18 protein-coding genes are annotated in these 23,206 nt (G+C 42.9%); 13 read left to right on the forward strand and 5 right to left on the reverse strand.

Features of this window, described 5'->3' with window-relative positions; translation table 11 throughout:
- Nucleotides 1–21: 21 nt before the first annotated feature.
- The 3 genes from rpmG to radC all read right to left on the reverse strand — a co-directional run bounded on the left by rpmG (nucleotide 22) and on the right by radC (nucleotide 1,203).
- Entirely contained in the window at nucleotides 22–177 is a 156-nt protein-coding gene (gene rpmG, locus CYCME_RS02565) for a 50S ribosomal protein L33 (protein ID WP_015006719.1), read from the reverse strand.
- Nucleotides 178–187: 10 nt separating this feature from the next.
- A complete protein-coding gene (gene rpmB, locus CYCME_RS02570; protein ID WP_015006718.1) occupies nucleotides 188–424 on the reverse strand; it encodes a 50S ribosomal protein L28 in 237 nt (78 codons plus the stop codon).
- Between the two features lie 104 nt (nucleotides 425–528).
- On the reverse strand, nucleotides 529–1,203 hold the full coding sequence (gene radC, locus CYCME_RS02575) for a RadC family protein (RefSeq protein WP_020932059.1): 675 nt from the start codon (nucleotides 1,201–1,203) through the stop codon (nucleotides 529–531).
- A 95-nt stretch (nucleotides 1,204–1,298) separates the two neighbouring features.
- Between radC and coaBC the strand changes: the two genes are divergently transcribed.
- Genes coaBC through argB form a run of 4 tightly spaced genes read left to right on the forward strand, consistent with a single transcriptional unit; the run spans nucleotide 1,299 to nucleotide 6,261 of the window.
- Nucleotides 1,299–2,507, forward strand: coding sequence for a bifunctional phosphopantothenoylcysteine decarboxylase/phosphopantothenate--cysteine ligase CoaBC (gene coaBC / locus CYCME_RS02580; protein ID WP_020932060.1), 1,209 nt, complete (start codon nucleotides 1,299–1,301; stop codon nucleotides 2,505–2,507).
- Nucleotides 2,488–2,943, forward strand: a complete 456-nt coding sequence (dut, locus tag CYCME_RS02585; protein WP_020932061.1) for a dUTP diphosphatase — start codon at nucleotides 2,488–2,490, stop codon at nucleotides 2,941–2,943. Before coaBC ends, dut begins: the two co-directional genes overlap by 20 nt.
- Nucleotides 2,944–2,947: 4 nt before the next feature.
- Nucleotides 2,948–5,329: a phosphomannomutase/phosphoglucomutase gene (locus tag CYCME_RS13260; protein ID WP_020932062.1), complete on the forward strand. Its 2,382-nt coding sequence runs from the start codon at nucleotides 2,948–2,950 to the stop codon at nucleotides 5,327–5,329.
- A gap of 38 nt (nucleotides 5,330–5,367) precedes the next feature.
- Nucleotides 5,368–6,261 carry an acetylglutamate kinase gene (gene argB / locus CYCME_RS02595; RefSeq protein WP_015006713.1) on the forward strand — a complete coding sequence of 298 codons (894 nt, stop codon included), beginning with the start codon at nucleotides 5,368–5,370 and terminating at the stop codon, nucleotides 6,259–6,261.
- Here argB and CYCME_RS02600 read toward each other — a convergent pair.
- Complete coding sequence (locus CYCME_RS02600; protein WP_015006712.1) at nucleotides 6,258–7,208, reverse strand: DUF4124 domain-containing protein; 951 nt, start codon at nucleotides 7,206–7,208, stop codon at nucleotides 6,258–6,260. The two genes, argB and CYCME_RS02600, sit on opposite strands and share 4 nt — an antisense overlap.
- A gap of 224 nt (nucleotides 7,209–7,432) precedes the next feature.
- Here CYCME_RS02600 and aceE point away from each other — a divergent pair, with 224 nt between their 5' ends.
- From aceE to CYCME_RS02640, 8 genes are all read left to right on the forward strand, one after another.
- Nucleotides 7,433–10,111, forward strand: a complete 2,679-nt coding sequence (gene aceE / locus CYCME_RS02605; protein WP_015006711.1) for a pyruvate dehydrogenase (acetyl-transferring), homodimeric type — start codon at nucleotides 7,433–7,435, stop codon at nucleotides 10,109–10,111.
- Between the two features lie 21 nt (nucleotides 10,112–10,132).
- Nucleotides 10,133–11,728: a dihydrolipoyllysine-residue acetyltransferase gene (aceF, locus tag CYCME_RS02610; RefSeq protein ID WP_020932064.1), complete on the forward strand. Its 1,596-nt coding sequence runs from the start codon at nucleotides 10,133–10,135 to the stop codon at nucleotides 11,726–11,728.
- Nucleotides 11,729–11,737: 9 nt separating this feature from the next.
- Nucleotides 11,738–13,480, forward strand: coding sequence for a dihydrolipoyl dehydrogenase (gene lpdA, locus CYCME_RS02615; RefSeq protein WP_020932065.1), 1,743 nt, complete (start codon nucleotides 11,738–11,740; stop codon nucleotides 13,478–13,480).
- Between the two features lie 13 nt (nucleotides 13,481–13,493).
- The gene (locus tag CYCME_RS02620) at nucleotides 13,494–14,270 is read left to right on the forward strand and encodes an alpha/beta fold hydrolase (RefSeq protein ID WP_020932066.1); all 777 of its coding nucleotides are present in this window, start codon (nucleotides 13,494–13,496) and stop codon (nucleotides 14,268–14,270) included.
- A gap of 44 nt (nucleotides 14,271–14,314) precedes the next feature.
- On the forward strand, nucleotides 14,315–15,466 hold the full coding sequence (locus tag CYCME_RS02625; protein WP_041932871.1) for an OmpA family protein: 1,152 nt from the start codon (nucleotides 14,315–14,317) through the stop codon (nucleotides 15,464–15,466).
- A gap of 61 nt (nucleotides 15,467–15,527) precedes the next feature.
- A complete protein-coding gene (locus tag CYCME_RS02630) occupies nucleotides 15,528–16,745 on the forward strand; it encodes an argininosuccinate synthase (protein ID WP_020932068.1) in 1,218 nt (405 codons plus the stop codon).
- A 339-nt stretch (nucleotides 16,746–17,084) separates the two neighbouring features.
- A complete protein-coding gene (locus CYCME_RS02635) occupies nucleotides 17,085–19,202 on the forward strand; it encodes a TonB-dependent receptor (protein ID WP_020932069.1) in 2,118 nt (705 codons plus the stop codon).
- Nucleotides 19,203–19,449: 247 nt separating this feature from the next.
- Nucleotides 19,450–20,556 carry an NAD(P)-dependent alcohol dehydrogenase gene (locus CYCME_RS02640; RefSeq protein ID WP_020932070.1) on the forward strand — a complete coding sequence of 369 codons (1,107 nt, stop codon included), beginning with the start codon at nucleotides 19,450–19,452 and terminating at the stop codon, nucleotides 20,554–20,556.
- A gap of 407 nt (nucleotides 20,557–20,963) precedes the next feature.
- Here CYCME_RS02640 and CYCME_RS02645 read toward each other — a convergent pair whose 3' ends face one another.
- Entirely contained in the window at nucleotides 20,964–22,079 is a 1,116-nt protein-coding gene (locus CYCME_RS02645; RefSeq protein ID WP_020932071.1) for a fatty acid desaturase, read from the reverse strand.
- A gap of 183 nt (nucleotides 22,080–22,262) precedes the next feature.
- Here CYCME_RS02645 and CYCME_RS02650 point away from each other — a divergent pair, with 183 nt between their 5' ends.
- A complete protein-coding gene (locus CYCME_RS02650; protein ID WP_020932072.1) occupies nucleotides 22,263–23,189 on the forward strand; it encodes a VOC family protein in 927 nt (308 codons plus the stop codon).
- The last annotated feature ends 17 nt before the right edge of the window (nucleotides 23,190–23,206 follow it).

Here is a 23,206-nt window from a genome sequence, read left to right on the forward strand (position 1 = left end):
TAAGTGCTGATTGGTTCAGACTTATTTTATTTTAGCTTCCTTATACATAACATGCTGTCTAATGGTTGGATCAAACTTTTTGATTTCCATTTTTTCTGGCATATTACGTTTGTTTTTTGTTGTTGTGTAGTAATGGCCTGTTTTAGCGCTTGAAACTAATTTAATTTTATCTCTCATTTTTCAGTCCTTAAACTTTTTCGCCACGTGAGCGAATGTCGGCCAAAATAGCGTCGATGCCATTTTTGTCAATTGTACGCATGCCATTTGCTGAAACGCGTAAGCGAACAAAACGATTTTCGCTTTCTACCCAAAAACGGTGGTGATGAAGATTCGGCTCAAAGCGACGACGAGTTCTGTTTTTCGCGTGAGAAACATTGTTTCCCGACATAGGGCGCTTGCCAGTGACTTGGCATACTTTAGACATGATAAAACCTCTATTAAAATTAATTGATTGGCAACTTACTGCGAAACGGTGCGAATTTATACCAGAATATGATAATTGAGTAAAGAAAAAATTCGTTTCTATTCTTAGATATGGCCTAGTTCAGTGAGTGAGGAGGCATCGCCGCTGCCGATGATTAAATGGTCTAAAACGCGAATATCGATTAACTTTAATGCCTCGATTAATTGGTGGGTAATCTGTATATCGGCTTGACTGGGTGTTGGATTCCCTGATGGGTGGTTGTGAGCAAAAATTACTGCTGCGGCATTGTTAGCAAGTGCGCCTTTAACAACTTCTCGTGGGTGTACACTAGCACCATCAATAGTGCCAAAGAATAATTCTTCAAAGGCAAGAACGTGGTGCTTGGTGTCCAAATAGAGACAAGCAAATACCTCTCTTTGCTGATGAGCTAGTTTGCTTTTTAAGAACTGTTTGGTGTCATCGGGGGTGTTGAGCGCGTTTTTATGGCGGATATTTTCGTGTAAATATCGACGTGCCATTTCTAGCACGGCTTGCAATTGTGCATATTTAGCCTTACCCAACCCATGCCCCTGACAAAACTCAGGTTGCGATGCGTGCATCAGCGAGTTTAATGAGCCAAATTGCTTGAGAAGGCGGCGAGATACGTCTACAGCGGTCAAGCCTTGAGTGCCTGTACGTAAGAAAATGGCGAGAAGTTCTGCATCGGACAGTGAGGCGGCGCCTCGACTTAATAATTTTTCACGGGGCCTTTCCAATTCAGGCCAGTCAGTAATAGACATAATCAATCCTTGATAATGATAGTGGCTTGGATCATAGAATATATCGTGTTGTGTGACATAATGGGGTATTACTTAATAAAGATGCAGAAAATATTGTGAATGAATTACAGTATCGGCGTGTGTTATTGGGCGTGACGGGCGGAATAGCCGCTTATAAGGCCGCCGAAATTTTGCGCCAATGTCAAAATATGGGTGCTGAGGTGCGTGTTGTGATGACCCCAGCGGCAACAGAATTTATTACCCCGTTAACGTTTCAGGCGCTGTCAGGCTTGCCGGTGCATACTCAATTGATGGATGTCGAAGAAGAAGCAGGTATGGGGCATATTAACCTGGCTCGTTGGGCTGATGTGATTTTAGTGGCCCCAGCCAGCGCAGACTTTATTGCTCGCTTAGCATCCGGTATGGCGAATGATTTGTTGACAACGCTTTTGCTGGCAACAGAAAAACCAGTGATGTTAGCGCCAGCAATGAATCGTGCGATGTTTGATGATCAAAATACACAAAACAATATCCGTCAGCTTGAGTCTCAAGGCGTGGTTATTTTAGGGCCAGGCGAAGGCGTGCAAGCCTGTGGTGAGGTTGGCTTAGGGCGAATGCTCGAACCGGAAGATTTGGCGCAAGCCGTTGTCGAACATTTTCAAACAGGCGAGTTGGCAGGGTTAAATGTTTTATTAAACGCAGGGCCAACAAGAGAAAACATTGACCCTGTTCGCTATATCAGTAATCACAGTTCTGGAAAAATGGGCTTTGCATTGGCGCAAGCTTGTGTAGAGGCGGGTGCGCACGTGACGTTAGTGGCGGGGCCTGTATATATGCCAACACCGTCCGGTGTGGAACGAATTGATGTGGTGAGTGCGCGCGAGATGGCGGATGCTGTGCTTTCAAGGTCGGCACAAGCCGATATCTTTATTGCCTCAGCTGCAGTTGTGGATTACACCCCAGTTGAAATTGCCGAGAATAAGATAAAGAAAAACGCATCTCAGATGCAGCTAATTCTGGTTAAAACAATAGACATTTTGACCAGTGTCGCAACACAAGGCAGTGCAACGTTTTGTGTTGGTTTTGCGGCAGAAACGGATAATTTAGAAGCGTATGCTAAAGACAAGTTAGAAAAAAAATCATTGGATATGATTGCGGCAAATTGGATAGGCCGGAAAAACGTTGGTTTTAACAGTGAAAATAATGCCTTATCGGTCTACTGGAAAGGTGGTGAGCAAGAGCTCGGCTACATGCCTAAGTCTGAATTGGCTCGTGAATTAGTGACATTAATAGCAAAAAGGTATCATGAAAAAAATACAACTTAAATTACTGGATGATCGTTTAGGTCAATCAATTCCTTTGCCAGAATATGCGACAAGTGGTTCTGCGGGGTTGGATTTACGTGCATGTTCGGATAAATCATTATTGCTGAAGCCTGGGCAAACAACGTTAATTCCAACCGGAATGGCTATTCATATCAGCGATGCTAATTTGGCGGCAGTCATCTTGCCTAGATCAGGTTTGGGGCATAAACATGGCATAGTATTGGGTAATTTAGTTGGTTTAATTGACTCTGATTATCAAGGGCAGTTATTTGTTTCATGTTGGAACCGTGGTGATACGGCCTTTAATATTGAGGTTGGGGATCGGATTGCACAATTGGTTTTTGTGCCTGTGGAACAAGTTGAGTTTGAGCAAGTAGATCATTTTGATAACAGCCATCGTGGTGAAGGTGGTTTTGGTCACACTGGGAAAGGGTAAATAGATGATCTATAAAACAGTACTTGTTTTGATGCTTCTCGTTACCATTGCGGGTGGAGGGTACTACGTTTATCTAAATCAAATTGAACAGCAAAATATTGAGAAAGTTGATCAATTAATAGAACGTACTCAAAAGGTGAGTAGCATTTTGTCGTCAAAAGTGGGTGTGTGGCGTCAATCTATAGAGGGAACGGCGAAGAAGCCTGAGTTACTGGCTAGTTTGGGTAAGGGCGAGTCGGTAGCAATAAACTGGGTGAATGAGTATGTACAGAAGATAGATGATTTGGTGTCGTTGCGACTTGTTCGGCCAGGTCTTATGCAGATTGATACGATGAGCAAGCCACCTTTGGGGTATGCTTGGTTAGACTTGATTAGAAAAGTTGAAGCATCTCAGAAAGCTCAAATGCCTGAAGTCTATATGATGGGGACAGATCACCAGCATATTGCAATGGCAGTCCCTGTGCTAGAAGGTGAGCAGTTACGAGCTGTTGTGTTGGCCGCATTTCCGGTATCGGCTATTCAGGATACATTTAAATCTGCTATAGCCAATGAAAAAGGTGGGTTTCTAACTCTTAAACAAGGTGCTTTGAAGCTTGCTGATGGTGGCGAATCATTACATCACATGGGTGTGGAAGTTAGAAATATAGTCATAAAAGGTACGCCTTGGCGAATAGTTGTCAAAAAGAATGCGTTGGCACCCTATATTGATAAAAATGAGCTGTTTGCATACCTTTTTACAATAGTGATTTGCATGTTAGCACTGGCCTTCTTAGTGGCAGCTATAAAGAACAAAAGTAAGTATAAGGGAGTGTTTCATTCAATTAAGGCAAGAATAAAGAAGAGCCCTGCTGAGTCTTTAGGTGTTGAAGACGAGTATGCTTACCTAGATGAGGGTGAGGCGTTAGCTCGTAAAAAAATTTCAGATAGTATAAATGAGAAAATTGGTGATGGTGGTGATTTATCACATAGCCAAACCATGGAGAAAGATGAGGCAATTGAGGTCGTGATGGAAACGGGTTTAGCACAGTCTATTTTTAGGGCTTATGATATTCGAGGCGTTGTTGACGAAACATTGACTGAGGACGGTGTTTTATCTATTGGGCGTGCTATTGCTAGCGAGGCGTTAAGTGCAGGCCAAAAGACAATAGTGATCGCTCGAGACGGCCGATTACATAGTCTAAAGTTAAGTGAGTCATTATCCAAAGGCATACAAACTGCGGGGTGCAACGTGATAGATGTTGGTCAAGTACCAACCCCCGTCTTGTATTTTGCAACTCATCAACTGGACACCCAATCAGGGGTAATGATAACGGGAAGCCACAACCCAGCAAATTATAATGGTTTGAAAATTGTTATTGCGGGTAATACTTTGTCAGGCGAGGCGATTCAGCAGTTATATCAACGCATTCAGCAAGATAACTTGGAAACTGGTGAAGGCGCTTACCAAGAGCAAATGATGTTACCTGAATATATTGGTGCTATTACTGGCGATGTTCGTTTAGGCAGAATGATGAAAGTAGTGGTCGATTGCGGTAATGGAGTGGCTGGAGAGGCTGCCCCAATGCTACTGTCGACGTTAGGCTGTGAAGTGATTCCGTTGTATTGTGAGATTGATGGTAATTTCCCAAACCATCATCCCGACCCGAGCAAGCCAGAGAATTTACAAACGCTGATCGACAAGGTGCGTGAGGAAGAGGCGGAGCTGGGTTTAGCTTTTGATGGCGATGGCGATCGTTTAGGCGTGGTTGACTCGGATGGCAATATTATCTGGCCGGATAGGCAAATGATGTTGTACGCGGTTGATGTGCTATCTAGACAAGCAGGCGCGGACATTATTTATGATGTGAAATGTACACGGAACCTTGCCAAAGTAATTGCCAAACATGGCGGGAAGCCCATTATGTCGCAAACAGGGCATTCACTGATTAAAGCTAAAATGAAAGAGACTAAAGCAGAGCTTGCAGGTGAGATGAGCGGGCATATCTTTTTCAAAGAGCGTTGGTTTGGTTTTGATGATGCTTTATATACCGCCGCACGACTATTAGAAATTGTGACAGCAGAGTTTAGGTCAACAGCCGAGATTTTTGCAGAACTACCTGACAGTGTGAGCACCCCCGAATTAAATATTAGTTTGGCAGAAGGTGAAAACTTCAGTTTTGTTGAAAAATTGCAGTCTCAGGCAACCTTTGACGAAGCTAAGGTTATTACCATTGATGGTATCCGTGTTGAATTTAAAGATGGTTGGGGGCTGGTCAGAGCATCGAATACAACGCCTTCGTTAGTATTGCGCTTTGAAGCGGATAATGAGGTGTCGTTAGAGCGTATAAAAGATGTATTTAGAGAACAAATGTTGAAAATTAATGCGGACATAGCGTTACCTTTTTAACCGTACTATTTATCAATATGATTTGTAGATGAGGCATGATGGAAAATAATAAAATTGATCCAATTCAGACAGCGCACGTTTTAAGTGAGGCGCTTCCGTATATTCAAAAATTCTCGGGTAAAACCATTGTCATCAAATATGGCGGAAACGCCATGGTGGACGAAGACTTAAAAAGTGGTTTTGCACGAGATATTGTGTTGCTAAAGCAGGTGGGTTTAAACCCGGTTGTTGTTCATGGTGGTGGACCACAGATTGGTCGTCATCTCGAAAAATTGGGTATGAAAAGCCAATTCGTAGATGGTATTCGCGTGACAGATAGTGACACGATGGATGTTGTTGAGATGGTGCTTGGCGGTTTAGTTAATAAAGAAATTGTAAGTCTTATCAATCAGCATGGAGGCTCAGCTGTTGGCCTAACAGGTAAAGATGGTGACTTAATAAGAGCGAAGAAAATTTCTAGTAAAGAAGCAGCAACAGAAGAGGCTTCAGAGCTGATAGATATGGGACATGTTGGTCATGTTGATAGCATTGACTCTGCAGTTGTTGATATGCTGGTTCAAGGTGATTTTATTCCTGTTATTGCGCCTATTGGCGTGGGTAAGGATGGGGCTTCTTACAATATAAATGCGGATCTTGTTGCGGGGAAAATGGCCGAAATTTTATCTGCAGAAAAGCTGTTGTTGTTGACCAATACATCAGGCTTGCTAAGTAAGGAAGGTGAATTATTAACAGGCTTGTCTATTGATGAGGTAAATAAGTTGATAGACGATGGCACCATTTTTGGTGGCATGCTACCAAAAATTCGATGTGCGATGGATGCGCTGAATGGTGGTGTGAACAGCGCCCACATTATTGATGGGCGTGTTCCACATGTTGTTTTGCTAGAGCTATTAACTGATAAAGGTATGGGTACTTTACTGGTTAGAAGTTAAGGTGTTAGCTGATTAAATTGCTCGATGAGCTGGGCAGTTTGTTCGCTTTTACAGGTAGCTTTTCCGCCTTTTGAATTAGCACAACGGATATCCAGCATAATATTTAGTTCGGCTTTATTGTTAACTTTAGTTAATGAAAGGCCGATGTCTTTGCTAAGCCTTGGTGTCCTGGTAAGGATGAGTTCATCCGAGCGATACACAATGGTAGCGCCAGCGTCAGTGATAAAGGATGATGCTTTGTCCCATAGTGTTTCGCAGGTATTTGCGTCACATGTTAACTGGCCTAGAAAGAGGCTAGGAATGGTTTCTGAATCAATGGTAGGTGTTTCAACTGAATGAGTTTTTAATACGTTGAAGCGTAATTTATCGTTCGCGAGTTGTTCGCTTAACTGTGTTTTTTGTAATTTAAAGTCAGCGATTTCTTGTTGATTTTTATCAAATTGTGCTTGAGCAGACTGAATGTTAGAAAGGTTTTTTTGCGGTATTTTTTTTCCTGAACGTTCGAAATTTGCAGCCGCCGCTTGGTGAAGAATAAGTTGTTTTTTAAGTGTCTCAGACTGACTTGTAGCGATTGTTATATGTGAATCAAGCATCTCAAGTTTGCTGTTTGCCAGCGTGTCGATATCTTCTTCTGAGCGAAATGTTTTTAATAAAGCGCTATCTTTAGCCAATTGTGACTGTAAGAGCTCTTTTTGTAAGGCTTGTAAGTGATTGATTTCTTTCAGCCGCTGAATTTCTTCCGGGGTTTTAGCAGCATCTTTTACAGCGATGGTGCGGCCTTCTTCATTTAGTTCTTCTCGTTCTCGCCTTGATTCTTCAGGTGGCACTTTGTCCGAAAAGGATACGTTTCCATTCTTATCAACCCACTTATATAGTTTTCCAGCAAAGGTTGGGTTTGAGAGAGTCAATAAAAGGATGGATAAAATTAAACGGTTTTTTTTTCTCATGGGAATTAAAGGTCTATTTTTTTTGAAGATTAAATCAATTAATGGTTATCATAGGCATAGACTGAAAACTTAGGTATCAGAGTGAATAACATTCATTATGGTTATATGCCATTTTTCGTTATATAACGAATGTGCCTGTTAGTGAGTATAGTTTAGAAAGTGGTATTTGTGGGAATGTAAACAGATGCTGGTTTTTTTAATATTTGATTCATTTTGGAGTATGTATGCCTACCGATAACTTCCCTTTCATCGCCGATGCGAATGATACGGATCCGCAAGAAACCAACGAGTGGCTTGAGGCACTTGAGGCGGTCATTGAACATGAGGGTAAAGATCGCGCCCATTTTTTACTTGAAACATTGATAGAGAGAACCAGATCTGCAGGAGCGGATATCCCGTTTAGCGCTGCAACGGCGTATATCAATTCGATATCGATTGCAGAACAAGCGCAATATGTTGGTGATAGAACCTTAGAGCATAAAATTCGTTCGTATGTTCGTTGGAATGCCATGGTGATGGTGCTTCGAGCGAATAAAAATACTAATGTTGGTGGGCATATTGCCAGCTTTGCATCATCAGCCACATTATATGATGTGGGTTATAACCATTTTTGGCACGCAGCGAGTGAAACGCATGGCGGAGACTTAGTCTATGTGCAAGGACATGTAGCAACTGGGATTTATGCACGTGCATTTATGCTGGGTCGTTTGAGCGAAGAGCAGATGGACGGCTTCCGTCAAGAAGTTGATGGTGGTGGTTTGTCATCTTATCCGCACCCTTGGTTAATGCCCGATTTTTGGCAATTCCCAACGGTTTCAATGGGCTTGGGGCCGATCATGTCGATTTACCAAGCGCGCTTTTTGAAATACCTGGAAGACCGAGGTTTTGCTAAAACCTCAGAGAGAAAAGTCTGGGCGTTTTTGGGCGATGGTGAAACCGATGAGCCAGAATCCTTAGGTGCCATTGGTATGGCTGGTCGTGAAAATCTTGATAATTTGGTATTTGTTATCAACTGTAATTTACAGCGACTAGATGGGCCGGTTCGAGGTAATGGGAAAATTATTCAAGAACTAGAGTCAGAGTTTAGAGGCGCTGGCTGGAATGTCATTAAAGTTGTTTGGGGTAATCGTTGGGATGCCCTGTTAGCACGTGATACTGAAGGTCATCTACGTAAACGTATGATGGAGTGCGTTGATGGTGACTACCAAACCATGAAAGCCAAAGATGGGGCTTATGTACGTGAGAACTTCTTTAATACGCCAGAGCTAAAAGCAATGGTGGCTGACTGGTCCGATAAAGATATTTGGGATTTGAATCGTGGTGGACATGATCCCGCTAAAGTATATGCTGCGTATGATGCAGCTTGCAAAGAAACTAATAGACCGACTGTGATCCTAGCAAAAACCATCAAAGGTTATGGCATGGGTGAGTCAGGTCAGGCGCAAAATACCACGCACCAGCAGAAGAAGATGAGTCATAACTCATTGCTTCACTTTAGAGATAAATTTGAGCTACCGATTTCTGATGAAGATGTTGATAATCTTGCCTATCTTACTTTTCCAGAAGGCTCGGCAGAACAAGAGTACATGAAGAAGAAGCGCGAAGATTTAGGCGGCTACTTACCTGCGCGTCGTGAAAAGTCAGAGTCTTTAACGATTCCAGACTTAGCCGTATTTGAGCCGATGATGAAAGGGACATCGGAAGGCCGTGAAATTTCCACCACGATGGCTTTTGTTCGGTTATTAAACATTTTGTTGAAAGATAAAGAGATTGGTAAACGTATCGTGCCTATCGTGCCAGATGAGTCGCGTACGTTTGGTATGGAAGGCTTATTCCGTCAGTTAGGTATTTGGTCGCACGTGGGTCAGTTGTACACACCACAAGACTCAGATCAGCTGATGTTTTATAAAGAAGATAAGAACGGTCAAGTATTGCAAGAGGGCATCAATGAGGCCGGTGGAATGTGTGACTGGATTGCAGCAGGTACGTCCTACTCAACCAGTGATGTGCCAATGATCCCGTTCTATATTTTTTACTCAATGTTTGGCTTTCAGCGCATTGGTGACTTGATATGGGCTGCGGCTGATCAGCGTGCACGTGGCTTCTTATTAGGCGGAACAGCCGGGCGTACGACACTTAATGGTGAAGGGCTTCAGCATGAAGATGGGCATAGTTTGTTATGGGCCTCATCTGTGCCGAACTGTATTTCATATGATCCAACGTTCAATTATGAATTAGCCGTCATCACGCATGATGGTTTAAAACGCATGTTCCAAGAGCAAGAAGATGTTTTCTATTACCTAACGGTTATGAATGAAAACTATGCGCACCCAGCAATGCCAGACGGTGCAGAAGAAGGCATTATTAAAGGCATGTACTTGTTTAAAGAAGGGGCTTCGAAGAGCAAACTGCGTGTGCAGTTATTGGGTTCTGGCACGATCTTTAACGAAGTGATTGCCGCGGCAGAACTATTGAAAACTGATTGGGGTGTTGAAGCTGATTTGTGGAGTTGTACCAGTTTTACGGAGCTGGCCCGCGAGGGACAAGCCTGTGAGCGTGAAAACCGCTTGAAACCAACGCAAGAAAAACGGATACCTTATGTGTCTGAATGTTTAAATGAACGTCAAGGCCCCGTTATTGTGTCGACAGACTATGTGCGTTTATTAGCAGATTCAATTCGCCCATTTATTCGCAAGCATTGTTCAATATTGGGTACAGATGGTTTCGGTCGATCAGACACTCGTGAGAACCTACGTCGTTTCTTTGAAGTTGATCGTTATTATGTTGCCATTACCGCACTAAATGCGCTGGTAGACTTAGGGCAAATTAAGGCTGAGGTTGTTCAGCAGGCCATAGAAAAATATGAAATAGACACTGAAAAACCTGCGCCATGGTTAGTGTAGAGCGAGCGATAGGAGAATTGAATGAGTGATTTAATAGATGTAGCGGTGCCAGATATTGGTGATTTTGATGCTGTTGAGGTTATTGAAGTCTTAGTTTCTATCGGTGATTCAGTTGAGGTAGAACAAGCCTTGTTGACGTTAGAGAGTGATAAGGCAAGTATGGAAATCCCTTCATCAGCAGCAGGGGTGGTCGAAGAAATTTTAGTGACGGTTGGCGACTCTGTGGCAGAAGGCACTGTTGTCGTTCGCCTAAAAGAGCTTAACTCGTCAGAGCAAGCGAAGGCACCAGCTCAAGAAGCAGCAGCTGAACCAGTACAAGAAGAAGTAACAGAAAGCGAAATTAATATTCATGTCCCAGATATTGGTGACTTTGATGCCGTTGAAGTTATTGAAGTGAATGTCGCTGTCGGCGATGTGGTTGAAGAAGAACAATCGTTGTTAACCTTAGAAAGTGACAAAGCCAGTATGGAGATTCCTTCGACCTCAGCAGGTACCGTTAAAGAGGTTAAAGTCGCCGTCGGTGAGCAAGTCTCAGAAGGTGATTTAATTGTAGTTTTATCCGGCCAAGCGGCTCCAACAGTGAAGGCTGAGAGTCCGGCAAAGTCTGAGCCTAAAGCAGAAGAAAAAGCGCCGGCAAAGCCAGCGCCGAAATCGCAAACGAATACCAATACCAATGTTGCAGCGGCACCGGTGACTTCAAAACCAATGGGACATATTCATGCAAGTCCAACGGTACGCAAGTTTGCAAGAGAGTTGGGTGTTGATTTATCAACGGTTACCAAGGCAACAGGGCCTAAAGGCCGGCTTTTAAAAGAAGACATTAAACAACACGTTAAGCAAATTATTGCCGGCCAATCAGCGACGTCTTCATCAGTTGGCTCGGGGATTCCACCTATTCCAGAGGTTGATTTTACAAAATTTGGTGAAATAGAGGAAAAACCGCTCAGTAAGATTAAGCGCTTAACAGGCACGAATTTAACGCGTGCTTGGCTGAATGTGCCGATGGTGACACATCATGAGCTAGCAGACATTACTGATATGGAAGCGTTCCGTAAATCATTAAAAGCAGATGCTGAAAAACGGGGTGTGAAGGTCACGTTTTTAGCATTTATGATGAAGGCTTTAGTGGCTGCATTAAAAGAGTTTCCACAGTTTAATGCCTCGTTATCGCCAGATGGTAATAGCTTGATTTATAAAAAATATTACAACATTGGTATAGCTGTTGCGACACCAAATGGGCTTGTTGTACCTGTCTTTAAAGATGTTGATAAGGTCAGTATTTTTGAGTTGGCTGAACAAATGGGCGTGATCAGTAAAAAAGCAAGGGATGGTAAGCTTTCTCCAAAGGAAATGCAGGGCGCATGTATGACGATCTCAAGCCTAGGTGGAATTGGCGGTACTGCTTTTTCACCTATTGTTAACGCCCCCGAAGTGGCGATCTTAGGTGCGACACGTGCAGAGATGCAGCCAGTCTGGAATGGAAGTGAATTTATCCCCCGCTTAATGCTTCCATTAGATCTCACTTATGATCATCGCGTGATAGATGGTGCGGATGCTGCCTCCTTTATGGTAGCGCTTTCACGTTATCTCAATGACATCCGTCGTGTGTTGTTGTAGGAGGATATGATGGCTAATCTAATAGATATAAAAGTTCCAGACATTGGTGAGTTTGATGACGGCGTAGAGGTAATTGATATTCCGGTCGCTGTGGGTGATAGCGTTGCGGTCGAAGACAGTCTTTTGACCTTGGAAAGCGACAAGGCGTCGATGGATATTCCAAGTACCTCAGCCGGTGTTGTGAAAGAAATAATGGTTGCATTAGGCGATAAAGTGGTTGAAGGTGATTTATTGATAAAGCTTGAAGCATCTGAGGCTATGGCGACGCAGGACTCGTCAGCTGCTGACGATATTCCAGTGGCAGAACCTGTTTCCACGCCGCCTGTAAGCGCAAATGAAAGTGCTGATCTGCATGTGGATGTACTGGTTATGGGCGCAGGTCCTGGTGGTTACACGGCGGCCTTTCGCGCAGCTGACCTCGGCAAAAAAGTGGCGCTTATAGAACGCCATGCCTCGTTAGGGGGCGTTTGCTTGAATGTTGGATGTATTCCATCAAAAGCACTATTGCACCAAGCGCAGGTTATTCATGAGGCGGCAGAAATGTCAGCACATGGCGTTACTTTTGAACCTCCGACGTTGGATATCGATGCCATTCGTGGCAATAAAGAGAACATTATTCAGCGCTTAACAGGTGGCTTAGCAGGCTTAGCAAAACAACGAAATGTTACGGTTGTGACAGGGTATGCGAATTTTGCATCCAGTCATTCTGTTGTGGTTGAAAATGAAGGCAGTAGCCAGACGATATCCTTCGATAATGCAATTATTGCAGCCGGTTCGCAGCCGATTAAAATCCCTGGTTTCCCGTACGACGATGATCGTCTGATGGACTCAACAGGTGCGCTCGCTCTGGCCGATGTTCCTGAAAAAATGTTGGTGATCGGTGGCGGTATTATTGGTTTAGAAATGGCGACGGTCTATCATGCTTTAGGTTCAAAAATTAGTGTGATTGAATTAATGGATCAATTGGTAGCCGGTTGTGATAAAGACCTTGTTAAGCCCCTACATAAAAGATTATCGAAACAGCTTGAAAATATTTACTTGAAAGCAAAAGTAACGGCTATTGAGTCAACAGATGATGGCTTGAAAGTAAGCTTTGAAGGCGAAGGTGTGCCCGACTCAGAGGTATATGACCGAGTGTTGATGTCTGTAGGTCGTCGTCCTAACGGCAGTTTAATTTCGGCAGATAAAGCCGGTGTGAATGTAGATGAGCGCGGCTTTATTTCGGTCGATAAGCAAATGAGAACCAACGTACCACATATTTTTGCGATTGGTGATGTCGTTGGTAACCCTATGTTAGCGCATAAGGCAGTTCATGAAGCAAAAGTAGCCGCTGAAGTGATAGCGGGTGAAAAAGCAGCCTTTGACCCTATGACGATTCCATCGGTAGCATATACCGACCCTGAAATTTCATGGATGGGATTGACCGAAACAAAAGCAAAAGCGGATGGTATTAAGTACGAAAAATCTGTTTTCCCATGGGCAGCGAGTGGTCGCGCCTTGAGCATTGGCCGCGATGAAGGGATGACCAAAATCCTTTGGGATCCTGAAACAAAACGTATTTTAGGTGCAGGTATTGTTGGCACTAACGCAGGTGAATTAATTGCCGAAGCGGTTTTAGCATTGGAAATGGGTGCGGATGTTGACGATATGGGGTTAACCATTCATCCACACCCGACCTTATCTGAGACCTTGTGTTTTGCAGCAGAAATGCAGGCGGGTTCAATTACCGACTTATACGTTAAAAAGAAATAAGTCGGGTCAGGCGATGAGCGTATCACTGAATTTTGTACGACACGGTGAAGCGGGTAGGCCGATAATTATTTTACATGGGCTATTTGGTAGCGCGCGTAATTGGCAGGGAATTGCAAAGCAATTGGCAGAACGCGACACGGTATACAGCTTAGATTTACGTAATCATGGTTCATCTCCACATGCTGATGAGATGGGGTATGAATCAATGGCGGCTGATGTGCTAGCGTTTATGGCGCTTGAAGACATTAAAGAAGCGGTGGTACTAGGCCATAGCATGGGTGGGAAAGTTGCGATGCAACTGGCCCTCTCAGAGCCAAAAAAGGTGAGTCAATTAATTGTTGTGGATATGGCACCTGTGACGTATTCGCATAATTTCGATGATGTGTTGTTGGGCCTATATCATGTACCACTTGACAGCGTCGGCTCAAGAAAAGAAGCTGATCAGTACTTAGCTGAAAAACTAAGTACGCCCAGTTTAAGACAGTTTTTACTGCAAAACTTGGTGGCGAATACATCAGGGGGTTATCAGTGGCGAGTTAACCTTGCGAGCATTGAAAAAAGCATGCCTGATATTATGGGGTTTCCAGCAAATAGCCTTAAGAAGCAGTATGCGAATCGTACGTTGTTTATTAATGGTGGTCAATCAACCTATATGACGTCACGCTACCGAGAACCGACGAAAGAAATGTTTCCAGCCGCCGAATTTCAAACCATAGCTAAGTCTGGCCATTGGCCGCATATTGAATCACCGGTGGAATTTATGACGTTGCTTAATAGTTTTTTAAGTTAGAAGAAAAATATAAAGTTCTATTTTTATCTGCCGATATAGGCGGTATGAAGACGATTAAACACTATATATTCTTACTGGCAATGATGCTGTTTAGTGCGAGCACCTTTGCTCAGCAGTATCAGGCGCCAGTTACGCATTCACAATGGACGTTCTCTGGTAACAAAGTTGGGTGTTATATAACGCATGTTATTCCACAATATGGTGTGGGTGTTTTTGAGCAAAAGTCAGGTGAGCGTGTTAATTTTATTTTAAAAGCAGAGTCATACGTGCCACCAATTCACACGGCTATGTTGAGCTCTGTGCCACCTGTATGGATGCACGATGCGCCCTCACTTAAATTAGCAAAGGTTAAAACGAAAACCAAAGAATTGGTGGTTCAAAGTGATGTATCAGAACGTATGTTACAAGAACTATCCAATGGCCGTTTTCCACAGTTTAGTTATAAGGCGAATCAAGGTGGGCAGGTTAACGTAGCGATATCATCGGTTAACTTTTTGGATGTGATGGCGCAATTTGAGTCATGCCGCCAAAATCTACTCCCCTTTAGCAGGGACGATGTGCACCAGCAATTGTCGTTATTCAACTATTTAAGTACAACAATCACACATAAAAACCGCAAGCTGTTAAGCAAAGCGGTTACGTATGTAAAAGAAGCTGGTCAGTCAGAAAGAATTGACTTAGTTAGTGGCACAGAAGATTTTTCTGTCAAAGACGGTCGGCGCATTTATGATGGGCGGGTTCAGGCGTTACGCCAGTTCTTAATTAACGAAGGAATGCCTGAAGAGCAGGTTATTGCCTTAGATGACCCCGAAGCATTAGATACACCCGCCGCCAGTGTGCGGATGAAAGTGGCTGGCCCTGAGCCTTTTAAGCATATCTACTTTAGGTCCGGTTCAGTCAGCTTAAATGAGCGTGATAATAAAAAGTTAGACTACTTATTACAATATAGGCGTTTACAACATCCAGACGGGAAGATAGTGCTTAAAGGATATAGTGATAGTCAAGGTCCTCGTCAGATTAATATGGCAGTCTCCAAAAAGCGTGTTGAGGTAATAAAAAAATACCTCTTATCAAAGGGTGTTAAGTCAGATCAAATAGTGACTAAGGCGTATGGTGAAAGTCGCCCTACATCTAGTAATAGGTACCCTGCAGGGCGTCAATTAAACAGACGAGTGGATATTTCAATTTCAGGGTAGCGCCAAGTGGTCATGCAATCGGGTATAATTCGCGGATTATTTTTAAGTCGCGAGTGATCTCATGTCAAAGCAAGAAGTCAATAAAGTTGTTTTAGCTTATTCTGGTGGATTAGATACGTCGGTTATCCTTAAATGGCTAGAAGATGTATACAATTGTGAAGTGGTTACGTTTACCGCCGATTTGGGTCAAGGTGAGGAAGTAGAGCCAGCCCGTGAAAAAGCACGATCCTACGGCATTAAGGAAATTTACATTGATGATCTAAAGGAAGAGTTCGTCCGTGATTTTGTTTTTCCAATGTTTAGAGCGAATACAATTTACGAAGGTGAATACCTTCTCGGGACATCTATTGCTCGCCCGCTAATTTCAAAACGCTTAATTGAAATTGCTAATGAGACAGGAGCGGATGCCATTTCACACGGGGCAACCGGCAAAGGTAATGATCAGGTGCGTTTTGAGCTTGGTGCCTATGCGTTAAAGCCAGATGTGAAAATTATTGCGCCTTGGCGCGAGTGGGATTTAACCTCGCGTGATTCATTGCTTGCGTATGCTGAGAAAGCGGGGATAGCCGTTGAAATGAAACGTGGTAAAAAGTCGCCCTATTCGATGGATGCGAACTTGCTACATATTTCTTATGAAGGGGATATTTTAGAAGACCCATGGGTTGAGCCAGAAGAAAACATGTGGCGTTGGTCTGTTTCTCCAGAAGCAGCCCCCAGTGAGCCGACCTATATTGAACTGGAGTATAAAGGTGGTGATATTATAGCGATTGATGGTCAAGCGATGTCACCGGCTACCGTATTAGCGGAATTAAATAAAATAGGTGGGGCAAACGGTATTGGCCGTGCAGATATTGTTGAAAACCGTTATGTGGGTATGAAGGCGCGTGGTTGTTACGAAACCCCAGGCGGCACTATCATGCTAAAAGCGCATCGTGCCATCGAATCGATAACATTAGATCGCGAAGTGACCCATCTGAAAGATGAATTAATGCCACGTTACGCTAGCCTTATTTACAACGGCTACTGGTGGAGTCCAGAGCGTGAAATGTTGCAAACAATGATTAATGCGTCACAAGTTACGGTAAATGGACGAATTCGTTTGAAACTCTACAAAGGAAATGTGATTGTTGTGGGTCGTGAATCAGCCTCTAATAGTTTATTTGATGAAAACATTGCCACATTTGAAGATGATGGCGGCGCATATGATCAAAAAGATGCAGAAGGGTTTATTAAATTAAATGCATTACGCATGCGAATTGCGGCTAGGAAACGTTCTTAATCTTTATAGTCAAAAAAAGCCCTCTGGGATACAGAGGGCGATAAAGAACTCTTAATAGATTTGAGGTCGAAAAAGCAGCCATAGAAGGGAGATTCGGGCTGCTTTATGCCCATAGGGCATCAGCATGTTTGAAGTAAAAATTACTCAATCAGCTTTTAAGAGTTGCTGATAGCTTACCGAGATATGTGAGTCCTGAGAATGTGGCAAATTGTCGCAGAGGCTTTAACGTTTATTTTTGTGTGACGCTATAGAGGTGTGACAATTTGTCACATTTCAGAAAACCGATTCATTGGTAAAATCCACCTTGTTGTAAAAAAACAAAAACTAATTAGAGGGTTTATGAAACGGTTTAAATTAAGTTTATTATCATTAGCTGTCATTGCAGCTTTGCCAGTTAAGGCGGCTGATTATACAAATCAAACAATCATTGTAGAAGGTGCTAGCATGCGTCCGGGCGCATTCGGGATTGCACCAGAATCGTTAGCATTTAAAGATACTGCTGCGCTTCTAAAAAGAGTGCCTGGCGCTAATGTTAACCGTAATGGTCCGCTAACCGGTATAGCCTCATACCGAGGTCAATTTGGTGGTCGTATTAATGCAGTGGTTGATGGCATGTCTTGGAAAGAAGTTGGGCCAAACAGCATGGATCCTCCATTAAGCCATATACCAGCAGCATTAACCGATAAGCTGACTGTGTATCGCGGTATTGCGCCGATCAGTAGCGGGATTGAAACAATAGGTGGTTCAATGATCGCTGAGTCTCGTAAAGGAGAGTTCACCGATGGTGAAGAATTTGAGTTTCATGGCTTAGCGTCACTGGGGTTTAGTGAGGTGGATAACGGCTTAACCAGCAGTGTGTTGAGTGCATATTCGAATGATAGCCATCGTTTTTATGCGAGTATTAGCAAAGAACAAGGCGATGACTATGAGTTTGACGGTAGTCGTACAGTTGACCCTAGCCAATATGATCGTGATGCTTACACCGTTGGTTATGGTACAAAATTTGGTGCTCATGAGTTAGGGTTTAATTACAGTAATAATGATACCGGTCATACTGGCTCCGCTTCTTTACCGATGGATATCATCTGGGTTAGAGGCGGTATATTTTCTGCTGACTACAGTGTCCAGTTAGCTGACAATCGTTCATTAGAAATCGATTACTATTATCAAGATATGCGTCATTTAATGAATAACTTTAGCTTACGTTCTAACGGTACGAACATGACCGCCATGGCAGGTAGTAGCCGCACCCGTGAAAACCTAACAACAGTTGATGGGGGTGGCTTATCGGCTGTTTATAAAATGCCTTTTTCAAACGGTCACCTTAGCCTTGGTGTGCAAGGCGATCAATCGACGCATGACGGTTTTATTACTGATCCGAATAACCCAATGTTTGGCGTGGATAATTTTAACGGCGCTGAACGCAATCGTTACAGTGGGTTTGCAGAATGGAAAGGTGACGTCCAGCAGGGTTTAGAGCTTGAAACAGGCCTTCGATATACCCAAGTTAAAATGGACTCAGACGAAGTGGGGCACCACATGTACGGGAATATGATGATGATCGGGCCTCAAGTCACAGAATTGGTTGATAGCTTTAATGAGGGAGATCGTTCTCAAACAGATCATAACTGGGATTTTGATGTTATTTTAAGGCAGTCGATATCAAGCGAATTAACAGCCGAAGTAGGTTTTGCACGTAAAATGCGTTCTCCCAGTTATCAAGAACGTTATTTATGGATACCGTTAGAAGCCACGGGTGGTTTAGCGGATAACCGAGTGTATATCGGCGATGTGAATTTAGAGCCTGAAACGGCCTATCAGTTTGAGCTGGGTCTAGAATATGCTGCTGGCGAGTTATACCTTGCGCCGCGTGCTTTTTATCACCGTGTGAATGATTATATTCAAGGTGAGCAAGTCACTGGCACAACTGCAAATATTGTAGCAGATGGCGCGAACAGTATTTTTGGCGGAGATACGGTGTTACAGTTCAGCAACGTAGATGCTGAACTGTATGGTGTGGATGTGGAGTGGGGCTATGAACTTACGACAGACTGGCGTTTGGATGGAACGGTCAGTTATGTGCGCGGTCGTCGCCGTGATGGAGGTGGAGATAATCTTTATCGGATAGCACCTTTTAATACGAGAACGCAATTAACGTTCGAACAAAATAACTGGTCATTAGCCACAGAGCTCGAAGCGTACAGTGCGCAAAATGACGTAGCTGCTTATAATGGTGAGCAAAAATCAGCCGGTTATGGGCTGCTGCATGTTCGTGGTGAAATAGCACCTATTGCAGGCCTTAAAGTTGGGTTGGGGGTAGAAAATATTTTAGATAGAGATTTTGAAGATCATACCTCAGCTGTTAATCGGGCAATGAATAATGAAGATGTTGCAGTGGGTGACAAAATACCAGGCCAAGGACGCAATCTTTATGTCACAGCGAGCTACAAATGGTAAGTTGTAAGAACTAAGTTTTACATAACAATGGTAGTAAAAAGCCTAGGTGACGCCTAGGCTTTTTTATGCAGTATTGGAAAGCAATAAAATGCTAAAAGTATATAGAGAATGATAATTGTCTCGATTAGCTCAATTATTGTTTGACGATAGAAAAAGATGATGTTTTTATAGTGCCATTGATAAATTGGCTACCAAGTAGGTGGCTTTGTTTTTTTTTATAACGTAAAAATAATTCAGGAGAACGTGTATGAAGATTGAAGCAGCAGTGGTCCGGGAAGGTAAGGGTGACTTTAAAATTGAAACACTTGAGTTAGCAGAGCCATCTGATGATCAAATTTTAATTAAAATTGTTGGTGTTGGCTTATGTCATACCGACTTAACCTGTCGTGACCAGCTTTATCCAGTACCACTTCCGATGGTATTCGGGCACGAAGGTTCGGGTGTAGTAGAAAAAGTAGGTAAAAATGTTACTAAAGTAGAACCAGGCGATCATGTTGTTTTAACTTTTTACACCTGTGGTAAATGTGATGCATGTTTAACAGGCGATCCTACAAGTTGTATAAACTCTTTTGGTCCTAACTTTATGGGGCGTGCTGTTGATGGTAGTTGTACTATTCACGATCATGCTGGTGATGAGGTTGGTTGTAGTTTCTTTGGTCAATCCTCCTTTGCAACGCATGCATTAGCATACGAGCGTAATACCATTAAGGTAACGAAAGATGCGCCGCTTGATTTATTAGGCCCGTTAGGTTGTGGTGTACAAACGGGTGCAGGTTCTGTGCTTAATGCGTTAAACCCACCTGCGGGTAGTGCGATTGCAGTGTTCGGTGCTGGGGCGGTTGGCCTTTCAGCTGTGATGGGTGCTGTGGTAGCTAATTGCACAACCATTATTTCAATTGATGTTAACCCTGATCGTTTGGAGTTAGCTAAAGAATTAGGCGCGACGCATACTCTTAATGCGTTAGAGGTTGATCCTGTTGAAGAAATTCAAAAATTAACCGGTGGTGCAGGTATCGCTTATGTGCTTGAAACCAGTGGTGTAGGCCCCGTGCTATCTCAAGCGATTATGTCATCTTGTGTTGGTGGTGAGGTTGGTATTGTTGGAGCGCCAGCGATGGGTACAACGGTTCCTTTAGATATTAACCACATGTTATTTAACCGTAAATTGCGTGGAATTGTGGAAGGGGAATCAAATTCCGATATCTTTATTCCTCGGTTAATTAGTCTCTATCAACAAGGTAAATTCCCATTTGATAAATTGATTAAGTTCTATGATCTTGAGCAAATTAACGAGGCAGCAGAAGACTCAGAAAAAGGAACAACGCTAAAAGCTATTATGCGTCTTCCTAAGTAGTCACCTGTAGGGTATTAAGAAACCGGCGTTATATATAGCGCCGGTTTTTTTATGTCTGATATTTTTGTATTGGTATGGCATTGTTGCCTGTGCATTAGTTATATTTATTTTATGCTGCGCGTTAATTTCTATGACGTTTTAACCTAGAGCGTGCTAGCTATTTAATGCTGACTAAAATTGAGTAAGTAATATAATGTTCTCAGGCAGTGACGTCGTTTCAGCCTTGGTTTGCCAATAAGAACTGATCATGTGCCTAGTGGCGCTTCATTTTCAAAAGGTTGTGGCGATTGTTACTACGAATAATTAGCGGTGTTATGTGATTGATCCGCTAAACTAAATTAGGCTACTTTATTATTCAAAAAAACCGAGTAGATTGCTACTCGGTTTTTTTTGAGTAAGAGGAAAAATTACGCGCTGACAGTTTCTTCTGTTGGTTCACCCAGCCAGTCAGGCCAACCAGCTGCTCTATTAGCTTCCCTTGCAAGCACTCTTTCTTCAGGTGTGGCGCGGGTCAGATCCCACTCTTTGAGTTTAGGTTGAGCAAAAAACTTAAACCAAATGGGAGGGATTAAGGCTGCATTGAAGGATAAAAACATGCTTGGGCCTTGTGGGCCATCCGGTGTTGGTTTTAGTTCATAAAATGGGATATATGAGTCTAGGTGATGATCGTTATGATTTGAAATTTCATATGCGAGCGGGCGAATAATGTAGGACAAGTGATTCCAAATATGACGTGATTCATAAGGTTGGCCCTCAACCCTAACTAAACCATTGTGTTGGAAGTAGTTAAAACCCTCAGCAAATAGTTTAGCTAGCATTAAGCCGAAAATGCTTATCACCATCGCATAAACGCCGCCGAACCAAGTAACGACTCCAATGAGGATAAACACTTGGACGATAGCACGTACTAAGCGACCACTCGGAGACCATATGCTTTTATTAGTTTTTTTACTCTTTTCACGTTCTGCATGAATAAAGTCTTTATAGCTGCCAAAAGAGGCCCTAAACATATAGCTATAAATGTTTTCACCTCGTCTTGCGGTATCAGAGTCTTGAGGTGTTGCTAGGTTAACATGGTGGTTGTGGATATGAGCAACGTCACGAGTGGGGTCTAGAAAAAAAGTACCTAATAAGGTGGCAAAATAACGCCCATAATCTCTGCGGTGTAGTAACTCATGGGTAACAGGTACGTTGGGCATAGCGCCTAACAATCCAAGAGAAAGTACTGCGCCGACCATATCTATAACAGGGATAGAGCCTGAAGCCTGGACCGTCGTGTTGACCCAATGTACAAAGCTTGCATATAAACCAATCATAAAGAAGAGGTGAAGGTACAGAGGGATATTGACGATAAACGGGTGATTTATCTTGCGCATGTTCAGATCGGGTTTGGCTAAAACATCAAGAATAGTGATGGGTATCAGCAGCCCGACGCCGACCCAAACCCAGTGGCCTCCATGAGCAAAGTCCCAAATAGCAATGCAAACAAGAATGGTTCCGAAGTAGTATCGTAAATAATCCATAACTCCCTCATGTAACGATTGATTTTATTTTTATTGAAATCAATACCCTAGCACAAAATAAAATAACTAACGGATGTTATTTTTTCATTACTTGCTTTAAAAGCTTGAGTTAAGGTCATTATTATTTCAATGAAAGGGCTTTAATTAAGTCAGCCGTTAGGTTTAAACACAAAAGGAAAAGTAATGATCCGTTATAAAAAATTAGGTTATGTTGCGTTGGGTGTCACCGATCTGGAAAGGTCTATTACTTATTACCGTGATTTAGTTGGTTTGCAGCTTAACTTGCAAGAAGAGGGGGTGGCATATTTCTCTTGCAGTGATGACCATCATAATCTAGTGCTTTATCAAAATGATGTTGCGGGGTTAAAGCGCATTGCATGGGAAATGGAGAGTGATGCCGAATTAGATAACGCGGTTGATACGTTTAAAAAGCATGGCCTCGATGTTTATGAATTGCCAACCGAAGAAAGTAAGGGGATTTTCCAAGGACGAACATTACGTTTTATAGAGCCTAATGATGGTATATGTTTTGAACTCTATAACCAGCAATACAAGAGAGCAACAAGTTATCAGCCAACCGTCAGTAAAATTGCCCGTTTGGGTCATGTGGTCGTGAGTTTTTCTGATTGGGATGCCTCGATCAAGTTCTTTAGAGAAGTCATGAACTTTGATACCTCTGACTCGATTGATGGTTTTATAAACTTTATGCGGTGTTTTCCTAACCCTTACCACCATACGTTGGGTGTGAGTAATGCGAAATTAAGAGGCGATAGACCAGGCTTGCATCATGTTAATTTTATGGTGACAGACATGGATGATATTGGGCGCGCACTGAATAGAATGCCAGAAAATAATATTCCTATTGTATTTGGGCCAGGACGGCATCCACCCTCAGGCAGTATTTTTTATTATTTCTTAGATCCAGATGGAATGACGGTTGAATACAGTTTTGGCATGGAAGAATTTCCTGAAGAAAACCCACGGAAACCAAGGTCGTTAGAGCCTCGTCCAGATTCTGGTGATTATTGGGGAAGTGTACCGAAAGAAGATTGGGCTCAGGGTGGCGATATTTTACCGGCTAAACCACAATTGATAGGCCAGTTACTTTAAAAACCAGATTAGCCTTA

This window comes from Cycloclasticus zancles 78-ME (assembly GCF_000442595.1).
GTDB classification, from domain to species: Bacteria; Pseudomonadota; Gammaproteobacteria; order Methylococcales; family Cycloclasticaceae; genus Cycloclasticus; species Cycloclasticus pugetii.